22 protein-coding genes and 1 pseudogene are annotated in these 20,790 nt (G+C 40.2%); 22 read left to right on the top strand and 1 reads right to left on the bottom strand.

All coding sequences use genetic code 11. The features are described from left to right. Positions 1 to 99 precede the first annotated feature (99 nt). From PCORN_RS02215 to PCORN_RS02110, 22 genes and pseudogenes are all read left to right on the top strand, one after another. On the top strand, positions 100 to 396 hold the full coding sequence (locus PCORN_RS02215) for a WXG100 family type VII secretion target (RefSeq protein WP_036066144.1): 297 nt from the start codon (positions 100 to 102) through the stop codon (positions 394 to 396). Between the two features lie 122 nt (positions 397 to 518). Further along, positions 519 to 815, top strand: a complete 297-nt coding sequence (locus PCORN_RS02210) for a WXG100 family type VII secretion target (RefSeq protein WP_036066144.1) — start codon at positions 519 to 521, stop codon at positions 813 to 815. Between the two features lie 112 nt (positions 816 to 927). Continuing rightward, entirely contained in the window at positions 928 to 4,281 is a 3,354-nt protein-coding gene (gene esaA, locus PCORN_RS02205; protein ID WP_036077172.1) for a type VII secretion protein EsaA, read from the top strand. Continuing rightward, a complete protein-coding gene (essA, locus tag PCORN_RS02200; protein ID WP_051999182.1) occupies positions 4,271 to 4,777 on the top strand; it encodes a type VII secretion protein EssA in 507 nt (168 codons plus the stop codon). The genes esaA and essA overlap by 11 nt, the downstream gene beginning before the upstream one ends. A gap of 16 nt (positions 4,778 to 4,793) precedes the next feature. Further along, complete coding sequence (locus tag PCORN_RS02195; protein WP_036066143.1) at positions 4,794 to 5,045, top strand: EsaB/YukD family protein; 252 nt, start codon at positions 4,794 to 4,796, stop codon at positions 5,043 to 5,045. 18 nt (positions 5,046 to 5,063) lie between these two features. Continuing rightward, the gene (locus tag PCORN_RS19195) at positions 5,064 to 5,228 is read left to right on the top strand and encodes a hypothetical protein (protein ID WP_159102510.1); all 165 of its coding nucleotides are present in this window, start codon (positions 5,064 to 5,066) and stop codon (positions 5,226 to 5,228) included. A gap of 16 nt (positions 5,229 to 5,244) precedes the next feature. Then, a complete protein-coding gene (gene essB, locus PCORN_RS02190) occupies positions 5,245 to 6,294 on the top strand; it encodes a type VII secretion protein EssB (protein WP_051999181.1) in 1,050 nt (349 codons plus the stop codon). 1 nt (position 6,295) lies between these two features. Next, positions 6,296 to 10,812: pseudogene (essC, locus tag PCORN_RS02185) on the top strand (type VII secretion protein EssC). Between the two features lie 12 nt (positions 10,813 to 10,824). Next, on the top strand, positions 10,825 to 11,166 hold the full coding sequence (locus tag PCORN_RS02180) for a hypothetical protein (RefSeq protein WP_077913753.1): 342 nt from the start codon (positions 10,825 to 10,827) through the stop codon (positions 11,164 to 11,166). A gap of 3 nt (positions 11,167 to 11,169) precedes the next feature. Next, positions 11,170 to 11,472 carry a WXG100 family type VII secretion target gene (locus PCORN_RS02175; protein ID WP_036077170.1) on the top strand — a complete coding sequence of 101 codons (303 nt, stop codon included), beginning with the start codon at positions 11,170 to 11,172 and terminating at the stop codon, positions 11,470 to 11,472. Further along, a complete protein-coding gene (locus tag PCORN_RS02170; RefSeq protein ID WP_036077168.1) occupies positions 11,469 to 12,185 on the top strand; it encodes a DUF5081 family protein in 717 nt (238 codons plus the stop codon). The genes PCORN_RS02175 and PCORN_RS02170 overlap by 4 nt, the downstream gene beginning before the upstream one ends. Beyond that, positions 12,178 to 12,417: a hypothetical protein gene (locus PCORN_RS02165; protein WP_036077166.1), complete on the top strand. Its 240-nt coding sequence runs from the start codon at positions 12,178 to 12,180 to the stop codon at positions 12,415 to 12,417. Before PCORN_RS02170 ends, PCORN_RS02165 begins: the two co-directional genes overlap by 8 nt. 124 nt (positions 12,418 to 12,541) lie before the next feature. Beyond that, complete coding sequence (locus PCORN_RS19990; protein ID WP_051999180.1) at positions 12,542 to 14,347, top strand: hypothetical protein; 1,806 nt, start codon at positions 12,542 to 12,544, stop codon at positions 14,345 to 14,347. A gap of 14 nt (positions 14,348 to 14,361) precedes the next feature. Further along, positions 14,362 to 14,616, top strand: a complete 255-nt coding sequence (locus PCORN_RS02155; protein WP_036077164.1) for an Imm6 family immunity protein — start codon at positions 14,362 to 14,364, stop codon at positions 14,614 to 14,616. Positions 14,617 to 14,650: 34 nt separating this feature from the next. Continuing rightward, positions 14,651 to 14,860, top strand: a complete 210-nt coding sequence (locus PCORN_RS02150; protein WP_036077162.1) for a hypothetical protein — start codon at positions 14,651 to 14,653, stop codon at positions 14,858 to 14,860. 323 nt (positions 14,861 to 15,183) lie between these two features. After that, entirely contained in the window at positions 15,184 to 15,597 is a 414-nt protein-coding gene (locus tag PCORN_RS02145; RefSeq protein WP_241433045.1) for a T6SS immunity protein Tdi1 domain-containing protein, read from the top strand. 23 nt (positions 15,598 to 15,620) lie between these two features. Next, positions 15,621 to 16,232 (top strand): immunity protein Imm33 domain-containing protein, encoded by a 612-nt coding sequence (locus tag PCORN_RS02140; RefSeq protein ID WP_036077161.1) that lies wholly within the window; start codon positions 15,621 to 15,623, stop codon positions 16,230 to 16,232. Next, a complete protein-coding gene (locus PCORN_RS02135) occupies positions 16,225 to 16,734 on the top strand; it encodes an antitoxin YezG family protein (RefSeq protein ID WP_036077159.1) in 510 nt (169 codons plus the stop codon). Before PCORN_RS02140 ends, PCORN_RS02135 begins: the two co-directional genes overlap by 8 nt. A 106-nt stretch (positions 16,735 to 16,840) precedes the next feature. Beyond that, a complete protein-coding gene (locus PCORN_RS02130; RefSeq protein ID WP_036077157.1) occupies positions 16,841 to 17,293 on the top strand; it encodes a hypothetical protein in 453 nt (150 codons plus the stop codon). 62 nt (positions 17,294 to 17,355) lie between these two features. After that, positions 17,356 to 17,865 (top strand): Imm6 family immunity protein, encoded by a 510-nt coding sequence (locus tag PCORN_RS02125; RefSeq protein ID WP_051999179.1) that lies wholly within the window; start codon positions 17,356 to 17,358, stop codon positions 17,863 to 17,865. A gap of 188 nt (positions 17,866 to 18,053) precedes the next feature. After that, entirely contained in the window at positions 18,054 to 18,866 is an 813-nt protein-coding gene (locus PCORN_RS02120) for a hypothetical protein (RefSeq protein WP_036077155.1), read from the top strand. Between the two features lie 693 nt (positions 18,867 to 19,559). Beyond that, entirely contained in the window at positions 19,560 to 20,114 is a 555-nt protein-coding gene (locus PCORN_RS02110) for a hypothetical protein (protein WP_036077151.1), read from the top strand. A gap of 29 nt (positions 20,115 to 20,143) precedes the next feature. Here PCORN_RS02110 and PCORN_RS02105 read toward each other — a convergent pair. Continuing rightward, a partial coding sequence (locus PCORN_RS02105) for a transposase (protein WP_036077148.1) occupies positions 20,144 to 20,790 on the bottom strand: 647 nt, incomplete at its 5' end.

The following is a 20,790-nucleotide window of genomic DNA, read 5'->3' as shown; positions in this document are numbered from 1 at the left end:
AAATCAACAAACGTTGGTTCTTTTTTGCTATAATGGCAATATAGCCCAAGTGGCTATGCTATACCTCAAGACCTAAAAAAGAAAAAGGAGTTGAATGACATGTCTGGACAAATTAGAATGAGCCCTGCTGAGCTTCGTGACCGTTCAAAAACATACGGTCGCAAGGGACAAGACATCGAACAAATTTTAAGAGAATTAGAGCAGCTGCAAGAACAATTACGCAGTGAATGGGAAGGGGAAGCTTTCCGTAAGTTTGACGATCAATTCCAACAATTGAAACCAAAAGTAACGGACTTCTCAAACCTAATGCACCAAATCGAGCAACAATTAGCAAAAACAGCAAACGCAGTCGAAGAAAACGATGCAAACCTATCACGCAATTTCGGCTTGAACTAAAGCGTTACCATTTTGGAATTGCATGAAGTATACATATTACATCTTTGTGCAGTTGCTATTTGAGGCCGTGCAGCGTGATGTACGGCCTTTTTAATTTGATTTGAGAAGGAGATGGAAGAAGAATGTCAGGACAAATTAGAATGAGTCCCGCGGAGCTACGCGATCGTTCGAAAACATACGGACGTAAAGGACAAGATATTGAGCAAATTTTAAGAGAATTAGAGCAGTTGCAAGAGCAATTACGCAGTGAATGGGAAGGGGAAGCTTTCCGTAAGTTTGACGATCAATTCCAACAATTGAAACCGAAAGTAACGGACTTCTCAAACCTAATGCACCAAATCGAGCAACAATTAGCAAAAACAGCAAACGCAGTCGAAGAAAACGATGCGAATCTATCTCGCAATTTTGGCTTGAACTAAGAAATACCGGATACTGGGGCTTTCATGGCCTCAGTATTTAGTAAACGCTTAATTTGGAAATTCGAAGTTGGGAGACTTCTTACATATAAAAAAGCAACGGGAGTGGATACAAGTGAAAAAAATAAAGTGGAGTGTGTTGGCTTTTTTAGTGCTGGCTTTGCTTCTTTCGGCTGGGACGTCGTACTTGGCGTTGGAACAAAATGCGGCTAAGAAAGAAAATGGTATGCAAACGAAAAAAAAAATGTCCATTGCGCTTGTCAATGAAGACATCGGAGTTAGGACGGATGACGGCGAGAAAATTGATTTTGGTGATAAATTTACAGCGAAGGTTTTGAAACAGACGGATCATAAATGGGCGACTACTTCTCGTGGATTTGCTGAAAATGGTTTGAAAAATCGGGTGTACGATATGATTATCTTTATCCCACAAGATTTTTCAAAAGCGGCGATGTCGATGACGTTGGAAAAGCCCGAGAAGGTGAAGATTTCTTATCGAATTAGTGAGACTGGAAATAAAGATGTAGCAGCAGAAGCGGAACGAGCGGCAGCGGCTGTACTAGAAGACTTTAATAGCCAGATTATTGATGTTTATTTTGCTAGTATTCTTACTAACCTTCATGGAGCGCAGGATAGTATAGCGAAATTGGTCGACAAGGAAGAAACGTATGGTTCGATATATGATGCGCACGTTAATTCGCCATTATCTAACTATACGCAACAATTCAAAACGGTGCAGGATTACACGGTTATGTCGAAAGATAGTTTTAAAGGATTGCAGGATATTTTAAAAGGATTTGGAACGGGACTCGCGGAAGGAACGAAAACGAATGAGACCTATTTTCAGTCTTTAGAAAAATTGGCGAAAAGTCAAGAAACGAATGCGCTTGTTTCAAAGTCGTTTGCGGAGCAGATGTCAGGAAACGATACAGCGATGGCAACGGCAGATGTGTCAGAACAACTTTCTAATCTGAAAAGTTCTAATGATGCGATTTTCAAACAATTTCAGAAAATGGAAGAGGAACGGACATTATCGACTCAGGTAGATAGTGTACAGACATATCTAGATGCAGTGAACGAGCAGGTTGCCATGATAAACACAGAGGTTACGACAAAAATGGGTGAGAGCTTGCGTGGAAGTGTGGAGGGGGATTTACTTAGGTATATTTCGGATGAGGGGAATCGGAATATTACGCTGGATGATTTGACGGATAAGACGTTGAATAATCGCTTCAATGAGGAAATTCAAAGATTAATGATAGAAATTCCGAATTACGATGCTTATTTGTTGAAAGACGATGCTAGCGCGGTGGATAGAGCGGTTTTCAATGAGCTGCGTAATGTCATTGAGATTGCTGGAAGGTACATGAGTTCGAATTCAGGTGATTGGTCTGACGGACTGCGAGATAAGAAAAAAGGATTTCCAAAATATGAAGTGGTCGAAAATGCGATTGATAAATTGAAACAAGAGAAGATTGACGGGCTTAGGACGCGTAATCTGGATGATGGAAATTACTATATTTATAACTTTAATCAAGATTTCCAGATTGAAAAGTCAGGAGTCAAAGATAGTACACAAAAAATAATTTTTAAACAGCCAGAGGGTTTTGCGGTGCCTAGTAGTGAAGCGGTTTATTCTGTTAAGCTTACGAAAGAAGATGGCAGTTATGTATACAGTACGACTAACTACGATGAGGCAAAACAGGAGTGGACGATTGATATCGATCCGAGTGTGACGGACCCTGATGGATCGGGTGTTACAACCTTGGAGTTGAATGTATCCATCGATTTGTATATTAAAGAAGAGGTGCTTACAAATACAGAAGGTACGGGATTTGATTTATTTGCTCCGATTAAGGTTGACATGACCAATATCGAGACTAGGTTGGAAGTGGAAGAACCTGTGGATCCAAACAATCCGCCTGATCCACCAGTTACTAATCCAGTAGAAGATAAAAATGTGAACATCGAATTAGGGCCGCAGTACATTATTACGACGCAAGAGCGAGATGATGCGATAAAAGAGGTACACGATACGATCGGGGCTATTGATAAAGAGACAACAATGTTAGCGGATAATGTGGCGGATTATGTAAAACCGTATTATAAATTATCTGAACTATTTAAGACGTATTACGGTATTGATGCTCATGTTACGTCGTTAGATTTAGGCGGGAAATCACTGACGGAGTATGCAGCGGACAAGAAGAATTCCTACTACTATCAATTCAATATTGAAAATCGAATTGCAAGTATGGTAACGCTGATTACAGATAATGTCACGAATTTTATCCATCGGGATTTAGAAATTTTCCAGCAGCAAGTGGATGAATCACAGACGCGGACGGCAATAACGAAAGAAAATGCGAATGTGTTATCGGAACGTTTAACAGAAACAACGACACAGGCAGCGACTATGAATACGAGTGTTGCCCAAACGCTTGCGAATGTAGAAGCATGGCGTAAAGCTAGCCTAGAGTTGCTTGAAAAAGGCGGCATCGTTGTGACGAATGGTGGCGATGAAAAGTCCGCTACTTTATCTTTGGGAAGCGAATTTGGCGCGTTACTATCGCAAAGTAAGTCATTGGCGGATTCTTCAAAAACGAATCTTAATTCGGCGGATAATGTATACAAAACATTTGATGCTATTGATAAACAAGCGAAGAACATCCAAAACAGTGGGTTAGGAATTGTAACACAAGCGCAAAAATTATCGGCGAATATGGCGAATAAGTTAGGGACGGATCAGGAGTTTGCTTCTAATTTTGCGGATATGATGAAAAATAGTCGTGTCGGTGATCGCCAAAATGAAAATTTATATAGTTTTCTGAGTAACCCGGTCGAGAAAGTAAAAGGGGAAACGATTGCGGCGGGAGATACGTTTACACCGTACTTGATTGTTTTAGTTTGCTTTATTGTTGCTTTATTCACGGGTTATGTGATTGCGGCACAGGAGCGTAAACGTAAGCAAGAGGATGAGTTTGCCGAAGAAATGGCGTTGGTGTACGAAAATACACCGATTACGCTCATGACGGTTGGAATTGCCTTGATTGAGGGCGCGATTATTGGTGCTATTTCTGCTTACTTCTTGGAAATGAAAGGCGTTATTTTCGTATCTTGGATGGGCGTTATTATTTTGATTGTATTTGTTTTTGTAACGATTTCTACTTACTTGTTACGACAATTACGAATGATTGGTATGTTCTTGCTACTCGTTATTTTAGCGCTTTATTTATTCTTAACGGAGGCAGTTGGGCTTAAAATTGACCAAGATTCGATGTTAGCTACGATTCGTTCGTTATCGCCACTGCAATATGTGGAGAACTTATTGAATGGGTTTATGAGTCGCACAGATGATTGGCTTGTTCTGATGTATAGTCTGATTGGCGCCGCGGTAGTTGGTATAATCGTGAATTTATTCGTTTGGCATCGGAGTAAACAGGCAGGAGGAAACGACGATGAAGCATAAAAAAAGTATGATTTCTGCGATTCTGATGGGGGCAATTCTTGTTATTCCTGTAAGTGTCTTTGCGGCGAATAGTGAAGATTCGTACCTTGGCGATAATGGGAAAATGGAAATGCAGTTGGACCGGGCGACAAAAACGATTGACGAGAAGAACACGGATATGGATACGGAGCAAACGGAGCTTGAAAAAATGGGAATCACGTTATTCACGCCTGAAGCTGAGAAAAATGCTGCGGAGATAAAGGCGCAAGAAAAGAAACAAATGGATGATGTGAAAGCCGCTCTGTTCACTGGGGAGTCACAAAAAGACAATTCCGTGCAAGTGATGAAAGCTTCTTTGTTTTCTGAGGCAGAGGAAGTAGCGGGGCAAAATGAAGCGACGGCAGTAGGTCAAGATGTGCCAGAAAAAACGAATAAGACGATTTGGTGGGTTCTATCGGGTATTGTTTTGGCTGTAGGCGCGTTGCTTTATATGGTTGTTCGGAAAGTATGGGAATAAGGAGAGGGAGATAGAGATGGCACAAGATACGCATATTAATGTGACGATCAATTTTACGAAGTGGGGTGGGCGGATTCACGATTTGCGAATCCCGAAGCACCAGCCGGTCAAGGCGTTGCTACTGAATTTGGTAGAGACGTTGAAATTGTCGCAGCCGAACATGTCGCATTGCGCGATTAAGGTAGCGAATAAGGAATTATTGTTGACAGATGATGATAAGTTGACGGATTTTCAAATTACAGACGGGGACATCATTGAAATTTTATAAAAGGGAGATTTGAGACATATGATAACGAGAAAAATAATGGTAGATGCGATGGAATATAATTTTCAGGTGGATGGGACGACTTGGCAGGTTGATTTTTCGAAGTCACAAACGAAGGTGAAAGATATTCGTCAATTGGCTTTGTTGAAGGAGAATTCGACGTTTTTTTGTACCGGCTTCTTTTGAGGATAAGGGCGATGCGTTGTCGTTCCAATTCGATACAGCTGGAAAAACAACATGGGATGAGCTTTATGGGCTTGATCGGAATGAGAAGTTACGAGCGATTGGTAATGTAGCGCGTTTTTCAGAGTTGTTGAAGACTCGATTCACGTTCTTCTTACATCCAGGAAATATGGTTTTTGATGTGAATCAAATGCCGTTTTTAGTGTATCGTGGGATTCGTGATGTGTTGCCGCCGTATACGATGACGGACGAGAAGTTTTTGAAGCAGTATAAATGTTTGATTGTGGCGCTGTTTTCGAAAAAGTACGCGTTTGATGAGTTGATTTCGGGATCGCTTGATAATGCGAAGGGGACGAGTTTTGATCGGAGTATTATTGAGGCGAAGGATTTAGCGGCGATTGAGGAGATTTTAGCGGAGAGTTATACGAAGGAAACCGCGGCTGTGAATCGGAAAATGACGCTGGTACAACGGAAGAATTATCGTTTGTTTAAAGGGCTTACGATTGGATTTATTATTGCGACGCTTGTTTTGGCGGTTCCGGTTGCTTACTTTGCCTTTGTGAAAGTGCCATTTCAAGAGACATTGCTGAGCGCGAATGAGGCGTTTATTGCGGATGATTATGGAAAAGTGACGGAGACGTTGCGTGATGTGGATCCAGAGAAGTTACCACAAGCGAGCAAATTTGAATTGGCGAAATCGTATGTGGAAAGCGCGAAACTGAGCGATGTTCAGAAGAAGACGGTGTTACAAAAAACAACGCTGAAATCACCGGAAGAGTATTTATTGTACTGGATTTATGATGGACAGGCGGAACTTACGAAGGCAAATGATATCGCGCTAACGATGAAAGATAATGATTTGCAGGTTTACAATTTAGCGAGACAGATTGAGCAGTTGGATGCGAATACGGAAATGAAGGCTTCTACGCGAAATGAGAAACAAGAAGCGCTCAACGACAAAATCAAGAAGGTAAAAGAGAACGAAGCGAAGTTAAAAGAAGAGATGGCGAAAGAGGAAGCCGACCAAAAAGAACAAGACAAAGCGCAAGCAACATCGGAGGTAGAATAGGATGGAGAAGCAGCTACTGACGATTAGTTATGGCAATCAGCTACATAAATGCCAGCTAGACCCGAAAAAAAGAGGTAACGATTGGCGGGGATTTGAATCATACGGTGACCTACGAGCATTTGGCGGATTCGTTGCAAGTGGCGTGGAATGAGGATGCTGGACAATGGTTCTTGGGAGATTTGCCGCTGGAATTGAATGAGCGCTTGAATTTGGAGACGTCTGACGGGGAGAAAATCCAGTTTTATTTGACGGAGGATTTGGCTGCGCAGGTTTTTGATACGACGACGAAATATTCGATTACGTTTGGTGAAAAGGATTTTAATGATGTTGTGATTGCGGGCACGACAGCGGATTTATTGTTTATTCGTGAGGAGCTTGGCGCGACGTTTAAATTGAACGTATACGGTGGCATTGTTTACCATAACTATTATCGTGTGGAGTCGGAATGTCTGCTAGCGGCCGGGGATCAGCTGTACTTTGATGGCGTGACGGTTCGTGTTGGGAAGGAAGACATTGAGATTATCGCGGGAGATGGTCGGGTTCATGCAACGCTTGCGCAGTTGGTGGCGCCGGACAATGCTTTTAGTGCGGATTATCCGGATTATCACCGGTCACCACGGATTATTTATCGTGCGCCGGAAAGCGGTTTGACGATCGCAAAACCGCCGGGCAAGCCTTCGAAACCGAGCGAGGAATTGATGAAAATTCTGATTCCGCCACTGATTATGATTGCCATGTCGATTGTGATGATGTTTTTACGTCCGAATCCGATTTTTGTGTTGATGACGCTTGGGATGACGGGCGCGACGGTGATTTTCTCGGTGATTACGTATGTGAAAAATCGCAAAAAATATAAAGTGGACATGAAGGAACGTGACGCGAGTTATCGTCGTTATTTGAAGGACAAGACGTCGGAACTTCACGCTGCGGCGGAGGAACAGGCGCATTCGCTACATTATCATTTTCCAACGGTGACGGAGATCCGCGATATGGCGCTTTCTGTTGATTCACGAATTTATGAGAAGACGATGTTTCACCATGACTTTTTGCAGTATCGGGTTGGTACTGGGGAGGAGAATACGTCTTTTAATGTGGAATTCCAAGAGGAGGAGTTCACGCAGGACAAGGATGAGCTGATCGAGAGTGCGAAGGATTTGAAGTCGCAGTATTATTCGGTGAAAGATGTGCCGATGGGGACGGATTTGATGAACGGGCCGGTTGGTTATATTGGCCACCGCGAGCTTGTATTGGAGCAGTTGCAGTTGATGGTGATGCAGACGGCGTTATTCCACAGCTACTATGATTTGCAGTTTATTACGGTATTCCCAGAAGAGGAAAAGGAACAGTGGGACTGGATGCGTTGGTTGCCACACGCGAGCTTGCGCGATATTAATGTGCGTGGCTTTGTGTATCATGAGCGTTCGCGGGACCAGGTTTTGAACTCGTTGTACCAAATTTTGAAGGAGCGCAAGATGGCTTTGGAGGAAAAGGGCAACAAGTCGGAGCAGATGTACTTTTCGCCGCATTATGTGGTGCTTGTGACGGACGAAAAACTGATGATGGATCACACGGTGATGGAGTTTTTCAATGAGGATCCGAGTGAGTACGGGGGTTTCGCTTGTGTTCGTGCAGGACGTGATGCAGAGTTTGCCGGAGCATGTGAAAACGGTTATCGATATTCGGGATGCGAAAAATGGGAATGTTTTGCTGGAGCAAGGCGAGCTTGTGAATCGTGGCTTTACGCTGGATCATTTCCCTGCCGATTTTGATAAAGAGAGTGTGAGTCGTGCATTGGCGCCGCTTAATCACTTGCAGAACTTGAAAAATTCGATTCCAGAATCGGTGACATTTTTGGAGATGTACGGTGTTGATCGCGTGGAAGAGCTTGGCATTAGCGCGCGTTGGGAGAAAAATGAGACGTATAAGAGTTTGGCGGTTCCGCTTGGTTTGCGTGGGAAAGACGATATTGTCAACCTGAATTTGCATGAAAAAGCGCACGGCCCGCATGGTTTGGTCGCTGGTACGACGGGTTCTGGTAAGTCGGAGATTATTCAATCGTATATTATCTCGCTTGCCGTGAATTTCCACCCGTATGAAGTCGCGTTCCTGCTGATCGATTACAAGGGCGGCGGAATGGCGAATCTATTCCGAAACTTGCCACATTTGCTCGGTACGATCACGAACTTGGACGGCGCGCAAAGTATGCGTGCACTAGCTTCGATCAAAGCCGAATTGCAAAAACGTCAACGTCTATTCGGCGAGCACGATGTCAACCATATTAACCAATATCAAAAATTATACAAATTAGGCGAAGCATCAGAAGCGATGCCGCATTTATTCCTGATTTCCGATGAGTTCGCCGAGCTAAAAAGTGAGCAACCGGAATTCATGAAAGAACTTGTTTCCACCGCGCGTATCGGGCGTTCGCTCGGTATCCATTTAATTTTGGCAACACAAAAACCAAGCGGCGTCGTGGATGATCAAATCTGGTCCAACTCGAAATTCAAACTGGCGCTGAAAGTACAAAACGCGTCGGATTCCAATGAAATTTTGAAAACACCAGACGCAGCGGAAATCACGCTACCCGGTCGTTCGTATTTGCAAGTCGGGAATAACGAGATTTACGAATTGTTCCAAAGTGCTTGGAGTGGTGCAGATTACGTGCCGGATAAAGACGATCAGGAGCAAGTGGACACGACGATTTACGCGATTAACGATCTCGGGCAGTATGAAATTTTGACGGAAGATTTAAGTGGTCTGGGCGATAAAGAGGATATTTCGAAAGTGCCGTCAGAGCTCGATGCGGTGATTGATTATATTCACGATTATACCGAGGAAGCGAACATTGCGATGTTGCCGCGTCCGTGGTTGCCGCCTTTGGAAGATATGATTTTCTTACCAGAACTGCATCCAATCGATTACAAAGATGCATGGCAAAAAGAGAAATCGGAACTCGCGCCGATTATTGGTTTCATGGATATTCCAGAAATGCAAGATCAGCGTGCCGTCGAAGTAAACCTTTCAAAAGACGGTCACATTGCGGTTTACTCAAGTCCTGGTTACGGGAAATCAACCTTCCTGCAAACTGTTGTGATGGACTTGGCACGCGCACATAATCCAGAACATCTGCATATTTATCTGCTCGATTTCGGAACCAATGGTCTTTTGCCGTTGCGCGAATTACCGCACGTTGCCGACACGATTATGCTTGACGAAGAAGAAAAAGTCAGCAAATTCGTTCGTCGTTTTGACCGTGAGTTGAAGGATCGTAAACGCAAACTAAGCCAGTTCGGCGTCGCGAATCTCGACATGTACGAAAAAGCGAGCGGAGAAATTTTACCGAATGTCGTGATTATTATTGATAATTTCGATCCAGTCAAAGAATCGCCGTTCCAAGAAGGATTCGAGAAGATTATGACGCAAATTGCGCGTGAAGGTGCCGGTGTCGGGATCAATCTCGTCATCAGTGCTGGGCAACAAAATGCGATGCGTACGCCGTTACTTTCGAATATTAAAACGCAAATCCCGCTTTACCTAATCGAGGCATCCGACGCGAGAAGCATCATCGGGCGCACCGACTTAACGAGCGAGGAATTACCAGGTCGTGGCTTGGTGAAACAGGACGATATCGCCGTGTTCCAAACAGCGCTTCCAAACAAAGGTGAGGACACGCTACAAATCATCAGCGCGATTCAGCAAGAAGCCAAACAAATGTCTGACGCATGGACAGGCGAGCGCCCACTTCCGATTCCAATGGTTCCAGAAGTGCTCCCATTCCAAGATTTTGTATCATGGAAATCGACGCAAAACATGCTTGCAGCAGGCCAATTACCGTTTGCTGTTGATTTTGAAAATGTCGAACCAATCCCGTTACACTACAAAGAAAATCAAAATACACTCGTGATGAGCGATCGCGTCGAATTGATTGAATCCACGATGGTGACACTGCTCGATGTCATGATCGTCAATCCACAAATCGACATTATTCTGACTGACAACCCAATGCTTCGTTTCGCGGCTTACAAACCAAACGTCAACGCGTACGGCAACGACACCGAAACGATCACGATGATTTTCAAAGAACTTCACGGTTTGCTAGAAAGTCGTCAAGACGGTTTTGCAGCGGCGCAAAAAGAAAGCAGCGGACTAACAACGACTGCCGAATTCCTAAAAGACGCCCGCCCAGTTCTTATCGCGATTGCCGATCTCGACTCCATCGTGAGCGGTATCAGCAGCGATCTCGAAACCGATTTTGTCAACCTGCTTGAAAACGGTCCACGATTCGGTATCTACTTCATCATTGCCGGCAACACAAGCACGTTGGGCCGAGGCTACGACAAAGTTAGCGGCGCGATTAAGAAGCAGAAAAATGGAATTGCCCTTTGCAAAATTGGCGACCAAAACGTTATCGACGTCAGCAACAAGAACTACAAAGAACCGAACCTACTTCCATTTGAGGCGTATTACATCCGAAACGGCATAGCGGAAAAAATCAAGATTGTGAAACCAGCAAAATAAGGAGGAGTTGGAGTGGCTAGAATTTTTGGGATAGATATTATGTCCACAGAATTGGAGAAGAAACGCGATGATTATGACCGGCTACATGATCGGATGAAAGATGCGATTATCGAGCACGACAAACTGATAGGGGAAGCGAGAAGTTCGCTTTCCTCCTATAAAAGCGGGCATCCGAATTTTAATAATTCCAAGATACCATCCGCGCATTTCGATCCGAAACGGGAAGAATTAACGGCAAAACTAGAAGGCTATATCGAGGACGTCAGTGACAAGCGTTCGAGTCTTACAGCAGCACGCGACAAAGCTTACGAGCGATATATCCATTATAGAGACGCCGCGGCAAAGGAGGAGTAATCAATGGCTGATAAAGTAACGATTTACGGAGATAAGGTCGGAGAAGCGAAAGCCTTGGCAAATCAAATCGACACATCTTTAAGCACAACCTATACCCAAGCCAAAAATCTGAAAAGCTATGTTAATGGTGTATCGTGGAAAGGTAAATCCAAAAAAGCCTTCGTAGCCTACTTAGATATCATCGTTCAATACCATAAAGATGTCAAAGAAGCGATGGAAAAACAAACAAAAGCATTAGAAAATCTTGAAAAGTACATCACAGCTTTTGACAGCGAAGCCAAAGTGCGGGAGGTCAAAAATCTATGACACAACAACTCGATCCTAACGACTATTTTAGCCTCGAAGAAATGTATCTCCTTTTAGCGGCAACAGATGGCAATGTCCTATTCGGTTTTCCAGGCAAAGAAGTGTTCCTTTTACGAGACGACGATCCAATGGCCTACGCGCAACAACAACTCATCGCAAAAGAAATCCTAACCCCAGAAGGCGCTGTCACCAAAAGTGGCGCCTTCGTTATCAACAAACTATCCGCGTACCACCGAAGCAAGAAATACGTACGCTGCAACAATATCATGTTCTCATACCAAGAAGACAACACCGAAGAAGTCGTCCTCATCATCGAAGCCGAGAAAAATAAATACTACCGCTTACTCGTTCTATCCAAAGCGCACGCCTTAAAAGTGCTATACGACGGTTTCCCATTAATCGCACGCGAACCAGGCGTCGACGAGAAAATATTCTTAACCGCTGAACTTACTAACCAAGAGAAAAACGAGATCAAGGCGCTAGAACTAAGCGAACCAGTTTTTAATTTCGAAGTTTTCCATTTAGATAAATACCCAGCCGAAATGACCGAACCAAGCTTCTATCAAAACTGGCTATTTTTCTTATATGGCGACAAACTGATTTCACTAGATGTCGCGAGGCAGCAATACCAACAAGCGAGCCAATACTGGTTGATGAAGCTCGTATTCGACGAAATGGAATTCCCTTACAAGGAGGTGGCGCAACATGGCTAATGTAGCAATGGACGGAGCAGGCGCTGGTGGCGGTGCCGCAGATATATCGATTAGCGTGGATGAGATTTCAGAGATTTACAACAAAATAAATGCGATTATGCATGAACTAGAAAATTTAGATAAATTGACCGATTCGATTGCCGCAATTAAATTTTACGAAGATGGTGAGGCAAAAGAAGCGATGAAGGTTTACGATAAAGCGAATAAAAAAAGTGCTGGATTTGTACGATAATTATTCCCAAATCGCAGGACTCATAGCGTATACCGTCAATGCTATGGTAGAACAAGACGAGTCGCTAGGCCAAGAATTCTATACGAAATTAGACTTGCCAGAATAGAGAGGAGGCAACAAAAAGATGGATGTAAAATATACAACTAGTTCATGGGATAAATCCAAAGGTGCCCTGAAAACATTGATCGGTTTAGGCTGGGGAAAAGGCGTAACGGATCACCTGAAAAAAATAAACACCAATTTCGAAGACGCAAAAAATGATATAAGCAAAGATGATAGCGATGGTGTTATTTCTTTTTCCTTCACCGACAAGGAAACCACCTATCAAAAAATGTTTGAAAAAATTGAAGTATTGCATGACTACGCCGGTGAAGCAGGAAACATGGTCGAACGCGTCATTGACGAACCATTTTATAAAGATATCGATGTCTTCACTGAAAAAATGGAGAAACTATCGATTGAAAAATACGAGACGAAAAATACGATTGGTGCAACAAGAATTATTACCACCGCGGGTTATGATTACGGCGGTTATGGCTCAACCACAACAGAGGTACCGAAAGACAAAATAAATTTAAAAGACATCATGTCAGGCGATAACTTTTTTGCAGATAATTTGAGAGATCAATTCGCCGAGTACAGTAAGCAAAATCCCGATCAGGAGTTTACATACGACCAGTACCAATCCGCAGTATCAAGTTCGCGCGCGTTTGAGTATGAATCGATTCGGGATGAACAAGAGAGCCGCGAATTTTGGCGAGATATCGGAATTGCCGTTGTGATTATTGGCGTGACCATTCTATGTCCACCCGCAGGATTGGCACTCGGAGTTGCATATGGTACACTAGAATTGTCTAGCGTCGCAGCCGGAAAAGACTGGATGACTGGACGCGAAATGGACGGGACAGAAAAAGCAACCCGTGCTGCGTTTGCGTTCTTAGATATTATTCCAGGCCTAGCACAAGGAATGCGTGCGTTTAGTACAGCGACGAAAGCTGGTGGACTGGCGTTGGATGCTGCACAAGCCGGCAGTAAGTTGACGCTGAAACAGACCGCCAAACAAGGGTTAACGAATTTGGGCACGATGGGGAAACAAGCGTTGCGTGAGAGTGCCGAGCGGATTCGGAAAATACCTAGTGTTATAAGTGACGTTGCGAGCTCGACGGCCAATGCAGCTAAAAATCAAATTAGAAATGGTGCAGGAAAACTTGGTAAGGTCGCAGATTTTGCAGAGACGACAGCTAAAAATTTTTCTCAACCACGCGTTGTAGCTACTCCTTTTGGAACTAAACAGGTTGTAATGGGGGGCGCAGAAACTACACATCGTTTTGAAAATATGGCAAAAGGTTTATTTGGTGGTAGCGATGAAGTTGTAGAGAGTATCGGTAAACATGCGGATGATATTAAAGTAGGACCAGAAGATTTGTCTGCGCTCAGAGACAAATGGAAGGTGCCAGAAACAGATACAATTGCTGCTGGGAAGACAGATGTTAAAGGGTTAGAAGATATTGTCTTTGAAGGCGGGTCACCTAAAGTGAGGAAGCAAGCAGGGTTACCGGATTTAGACGAAATCATGCCTGATCGAGCGATTAAAGCACCCTATGATTCATCTAATTCTAGATTGGTGCAGTTTACTAAACATGCCGAAGAGGGAGTTTTGAATGAGTTTGATATAGCTGTTCAAAAGTTAGGGGTAAAACCGGAAGAGATAGAGGGTGTATTAAAAATACATCAATCTAATCCTAATGGAGTATGTAATAAATGTACTAAAGGATTAATAAACACTTTCCCTGAAAATGAATCGGGAATATTTTATCAATTTAGTGCTAAGTATCCTAACATTACAGTTATAGTAACATCAGAAATAGATGAGACCATAAAGGCAAGGGATATATTAGAATTTACATTGAAAGATGGAAAAATGTTATAGAAAGGCGGATTGACATGGATAAAATATGGGGAGAATTAGAGGATAATAAGAAGAAAGTGCTGTATTTAAGTTTGGCTGAAAAAATGTTTTCATTTATGGATACCACGACTTCTAATTATAATGAAGGAAGAATGGCGTTAGATGTATGCTGGAAGAGTCTAATTGATACAAAAATCACTGCTGATGATATTTATGTACTGATAGATAGTCCAGACTATAATGATATAGGTGAGTTTGCTGAACAAGCAGAGGATCCAAAAAAACATTGAAATATGGTATACAGTTCTAGACGCAGTAGCTTATATGGCTTGGAAAATGTATGAAGAGAATGGTGTGAAATTTTTACCTCAAGCATTAGAGGAAATTAGTGAAGATAGAATCACAGATTTCATACAAAATATTGAGAAGTCAGGCTTAATGAAAAAAGAAGATATTGAAAAAGCAGTGGAAATAATAGTTGATGAGGATAGTGACTCATCACAGAAAAATATACAAAAGAAATTGGGTATTTGAGGTCTATTTATCTGAATTTAAATGAATCAAGACAGCTTAAATTCTGTTACCAATTACGTGAATGAACGCGCAAAGAATAGTTGGAATATAGGCTCTAAGTATTTTTATGGATATGAGATTAAATGAAGCGGGCTAACCTATTACTAAGGAGAAATTACGACAAAGTTACTTACAGTGATTTGAGAGAGTGAGGGTCAATGGATAATATTTTTTCAGATTTTAAGGTAGTGGAGCATACTGGTAAAGAAGTTCTAAAAGAATATGAAAATGCTCTTCCGAAAGAAATAATGAATATATGAATTGAACATGGATTTGGTAGTTTTTTGAATGGCTATATAAGAGTTATCAATCCAAACGATTACAGACAGGTACTGGAAGAATCATATTTCAGAAATGATGTAGCGATACCAATATTTACAACTGGACTAGGCGATGTTATAATTTGGGAAGAGAACAAATACTTGATGTTAATTAAGTATAGAAAAAGTAAATTAAAAGGTATATCTTTTAAATATTTTTTCTCAGACTTAGAGGACAAAGAGTTTGTTGAAGAAGAACTAGATTCTATTCAGTATTTTGCTGCTGTCGAAAAGTATGGATCATTGAAACAAGAAGAATGTTTTGGATATACCCCGCTTTTAGGATTAGGTGGGGCTGAAAAAGTAGATAATTTAAAAAAAGTTAAGCTTAAAGAACATATAATGATTATTACTGAATTTATGGGGCGAATTCAATAAGCTGGTGAAGAGAGAATGGTTAGATGAGGAAATTTAAAAGAAGTATTAACGGTAAATATATAGTTATCAAAGCCGAAGAAGAGCTGGAGCCACAAGTTAATGTACTATACCAAGTTTTATCAAATATTGAAACTAATAATATTATTGACGGTTACTCTATTCAAGTTGGATGGACTGTTTATTTCATAAGAGAAGTAAGTGATATATTCCAACTCAAGGCACCCAATTTTAGCACCAATCCATTTGAAGAGGAGACCAATGATCTTACTATTGCTTTGTGGATTCAGTTACAACAATCGCATCTTTTGCGGAAGATTAATGTAGAGGGTGAAATAATCAAATTTAGTGATAAAGTAGTTATAGCTAAGAATATCCTTCAGAAATCTGATATTTACTTACAACGTAGTGATGGACAAGAAAAAGGAGATTCTGGTTGGTATATTGGGGCAGTAAACGATGAAGATGATACTGATGATTTAGAAGCGTTTTATGCATACCAATTGTTAAAAATCAGACCAGAATTGATTAAAGTTCTTGCATTACCGTATGAATATATGGTGGTTTTTAATGATGATGAGATAAAAGCGGTTTTGAATGCAGAGGATGATGATTTATGGGATATTGTAGATGAATAGATTTAAAAAAGGAAGTTATATAAAAAAATTAAATGCATTGTACCAACAAATAGCTGAAACAGTTAATCAAATGATACCCGAGGAATGGGAGAACTTCCATTTCTATGCACAGGTTTCGGATACTGGTGGAGGCACATATTTTTATTACAAATCAAATGAGTATAATGAATACGTATATAGTCTAGACATACCGAAACTGTACAAATTAGATGAGAAAAAATTTAAAGAACTAAAAAGAAGTTTATTACCTACGTCAGAAGAAATTAGAAATGTTTTTAAAGAAAATGATCAAGAACCTTGGGATTCTTTTACAATGAGTTTACAAAAAAGCGGTAAATTTAAGATGCATTTTGATTACACTAATTGGTTTGATACAGAATATAGCTTTAGTGATCAAATGATTATTTGGAAGTATAAGTACTTGAATGAAAAACCACAAGACCAAAAACTTCAACAATTTGTTGAAAAGCATCTTTTGGAATATCCGGAAAACCCAATTTGATATTGACTGACTAGAGCCTTGAAAATGGAGTAATAAGGGCTATTCAATGAATTTAAAAATTGTTGAGTTATTATGAGGACTGCGAGCCTAAAAAGGAGAAGATTTTATGGAGTGGAATATATTGATTCCTATGATTCCGGCAGTTGTTACTGGAGTATTATCATATTTAGCAGCTATAAGTAAATCAAAGTCTGTAATTAAAAGTAATAAAATTATAGCGGATAATGAAATTAAGAAAATACGAGAGTCGGCAGATGGAGAGATACGGAGAGTAAAAGAGACAGCTGATGTTGAGAATCAGCGTTTGAAAGAACAATATAAACATGATTTAGAAAAGTTACAAAAAGAAACAGATGAGCGGATTAGGCTAATGGTAGCTGAAAAAGAGATAGAATCAAAAAGCAAGAGCGATGAAATGGCTACTAAATTTGCTGAACAATTTTTTACTAACCCTAAAAGTATGAATTTAGAAGGCTTAGGAGAATCCATGAGTGGCCTTGTTCAATTAAAAAGACAAATGGAGATCTTAGGTTTTATGCCAGAAGAGAAGGAGTTATAAATCATTCCATGCACAAGCATTGTCATATATGATGAATATATAGACTAAGGACGTGAGGAACATTGTTAACAGATTTTGAAAGAATCAGTTCAAATGGACAAGTGGCATTGTTACTAGTTTTATCAGAAAAGATTAGTAGCAGAATATCGGATTCTAAAAATTTCGCTATTGCAAGAAAGGGATTAGATGATTGCTGGGAATGGGTGGAGGAAAAGAAAATTGAAGCCGATGCTTTATATTGGTACTTAGAGAATCTTGATGATACTGGGATTCTGACTGTTATGCAGACTGAGGAAGATGATGGAAAATTAAAAGCATGGATATGTATAGCTGATGCGGTAGTCTTTACTATCAAAGAAGCTTATGCTTTCCAAGATGATAAGTATTTGCCAGCTACTATAGAGGCAGTCAATATTGATACTGTGGAAGAGTTTGATACTAATTTTGAGGATATTTATGATCTTGCTAGTGCTAATAAAGAAAAAATAATAAATTATTTTTTAGAGCTTCAGGGTGACCAACGAATTAATAAAAATGATTTGTTGAAAAATGTAAACAATATATTTGGTTGAAATTGGATTTTAGAGAGCTACAGATGCTATTTATTGTAGCTCTTTTCGTGATAATTTATGAGAATGAATATAGCAGCTTATTGAATGGCGGATAAAATAATCTCCAAGCAGAAGAGACCACAATCTAATATATTTGTAGTGTGCGGTTAGAGGTTTTGGATTATAATTTGATAAAAGTGGGTGTACACATGCAAAATGGGATATTTAAGGTACATGGACAGGATCGGATAATTGAATATTATGAGGTTGTTTTGGTGGAAGAGTGTTTTACCTACTTCCAGAAGGGTTTGGTAGCAGTCAATAAATTAGCTGAATTAGAAAGTAATACGAATATATCAATATTTAGCGGTGTATCTGACAAGTTTCACAAACAAGCAAAAATAATTTATCGAAAAAAAGAGAAACTTGAGGAATCTATAGGTATCGTAGATGAACTTGAAGCTAAAACGTCCAAAATTAAACCTAATATGAATGAACTTGAAGGAAGTGTGTTAATAGAGCGAATATATCAATACTTAATATTGAAAATGGAGGCAGAAGAGCTTATAGTCAGGTGGATTGGTGAACTGATTAATTTGGCAGCCGAGCAGCTAAGTGAGTTTCATGACAAAGTATTTCGGACAGATAAATTTGGCTCACACGTTCATAAAATTATAACTACTCAAAGGAATTTCAATGTGATTGTACCAGCAATTAGACCCTATATACATTATCATATACAATCAAATCATCCAGATATAAAAAAAGATATATCATCTCTTTCAAAAAAGGACTCACCATATCTTTTTTATAGGATAGTAGATTACTCTTTGGAAATAGAACAATTGTACACGAGGTTTGAGAAATATGAAACATTGATTTATCAATCAATGGATATTATAAATCAGGGAGAGCAAGCATTACAATCTAAAAAGCAAAATAAACTAATGTTCTACTTAGCAATTGTTTCAACAGTAACAGCTATTATTGCTGCAACAGCAACTATTATTGCAATTTTTTGATATGTAGGTAGGGAAACAAAGGTGTGATTCTATCGTATAAGTCTCTACCTAATTACAATCAGTTTACATATATAGAATCATTCCCCGCTATACTTGGTTACAGCGGGGAATGTCGTGATGATTCAAGTTGTATTATCTGCTTGAGAGGCATATAAAAGGATGGGCAGATGTGCCAGCCGAGGTCAGAGAACAAATGCTGAAATTAGAAGAAGGTTCAATTGATGCTTTGAAGAAAGCAATAGAACGTCTTGCCACCTGCCATCATATACTCCGACGCTTTCAAACGTGTCTTTGTGGAGCGTTACCTTATAGAAAAAAATTTTAAAGCGCATCATTTCGACGTCGCCATTTGGAGCATGAAGCATGTAGAACAATAAGATAACCGCTAGCGAGTGGAGAAAATGCAGGGGATCTGTTGCAGATGTAGGAATTGGAGTTGCAGGAGGAGAGGTAAGTACGGCTATAGGAGAGATTATCGGTACGACCATTCACATTCCAGTAGTTGGAGTTATATTAGACTTTTTAGTCGGTGTCGGAATTACAGCAATTGGGAACTACGTATTTGATAAAATTTATGATAAACAGGATGAAATTATTAATGATGCGAAAGAAGTTCTTGATAAGATTGGAAATGCCGCCTCTGGATTTATGAATGGACTAGGTAGTTTATTTGGTTAAGAAAGGAATGAAATAATGAAATCACCTTGGATTCCGGTTTTTTATCACAAGGAAGAGAATAAGAATTATTTTTATAATTTGGAAGAAAAAAGGCTTGTAGAAGGAAGTTATTCGTCTAAAAGTACTATTTTGATTCTTATTTCAGGTACAGTGGGAGTTATTTTATATGCGTTATTAAAGTCAGTTGTTATAAAAATGACTATTTTTCACTTGACGCTTTTAAGTATCGTAAGTGGAGTAGCTGTTAGTTTTGTTATTATTTTCATAATTGATTACTTCGCCAGAAAAAATATTTATGATAAAAATGTATCACAAGAGGAGGCGCCCATATATTTTAAAGAAGGTGAAAAACAGTTTAAGAAGAACATGATGATAAGTTTTTGGACAATTTTATTAGCACTTTCCAGCACGCTTATTTTGTATACATCTAACGGAGAAGTACTTTTATTTTTTGCCACTACTCTATTTTGGGTACTACCTATCACTATTTTTGTACTCCAAAGGCCATTTAAACGTAGAAAGATATATGCATTGAAGCAATTTCATAAGTCACTTTTTATTCGAAACTAGACGAATCCAATTTTGCGATTTTTCATTTTTTAAACAGCCATACGTTGTTTTTGGGTCAAACGCTCTACGGCAAATTTGATGGCATTATAGGTTAATTGAATCAAATTGATATGTGTGGCTGTGGCTTTGCCACCATTAAAACGGACATTAGATAATTGATACCTATTTTTTAAATATCCGTTGACTCGTTCTACAGCACTCCGGAGGTTATAAAGATTTTTCCAAGCGTGAGTTCCACGTGCGGGTACGGCATATTTTCGAAGATTAGTGGATTGCTTTATTTTGATTACTTTTTGACACAGATTTTCATCTCTTAGTGGACATGTTTGGCATTTGTCCTGCGGACAAGTAAACTTCAATGCTCCGTAACGTTTGTCTACACTATCATATTTATAGGGGTATTCTAAGAAACAAGTAGGGTGAAAATGTTCATTCACGTCTCCTCCTGTCATTTCTCGACGCCGATTAAAATCAATAATGGGTTCTATTTTTAACTGATGGCTGGCCTGATAGATTGCTGTGACATCATAGCCTTTGTCCATCATAATATAACGTGGATTACTACCAATTGCTGTTACCTTCCTCAAAAGAGGAATCGCAATAGAAGAATCCGAGACAAAGGCAGAAGAAAGCAAACTACCAACGATATATTGGGTAGTTGTTGAAACAGCTAAAT

The sequence above is a fragment of the Listeria cornellensis FSL F6-0969 genome (assembly GCF_000525855.1).
GTDB classification, from domain to species: Bacteria; Bacillota; Bacilli; order Lactobacillales; family Listeriaceae; genus Listeria_A; species Listeria_A cornellensis.
Note: the sequence above shows the minus strand (reverse complement) of the source record. Positions and strands in the feature narration are given on the sequence as shown.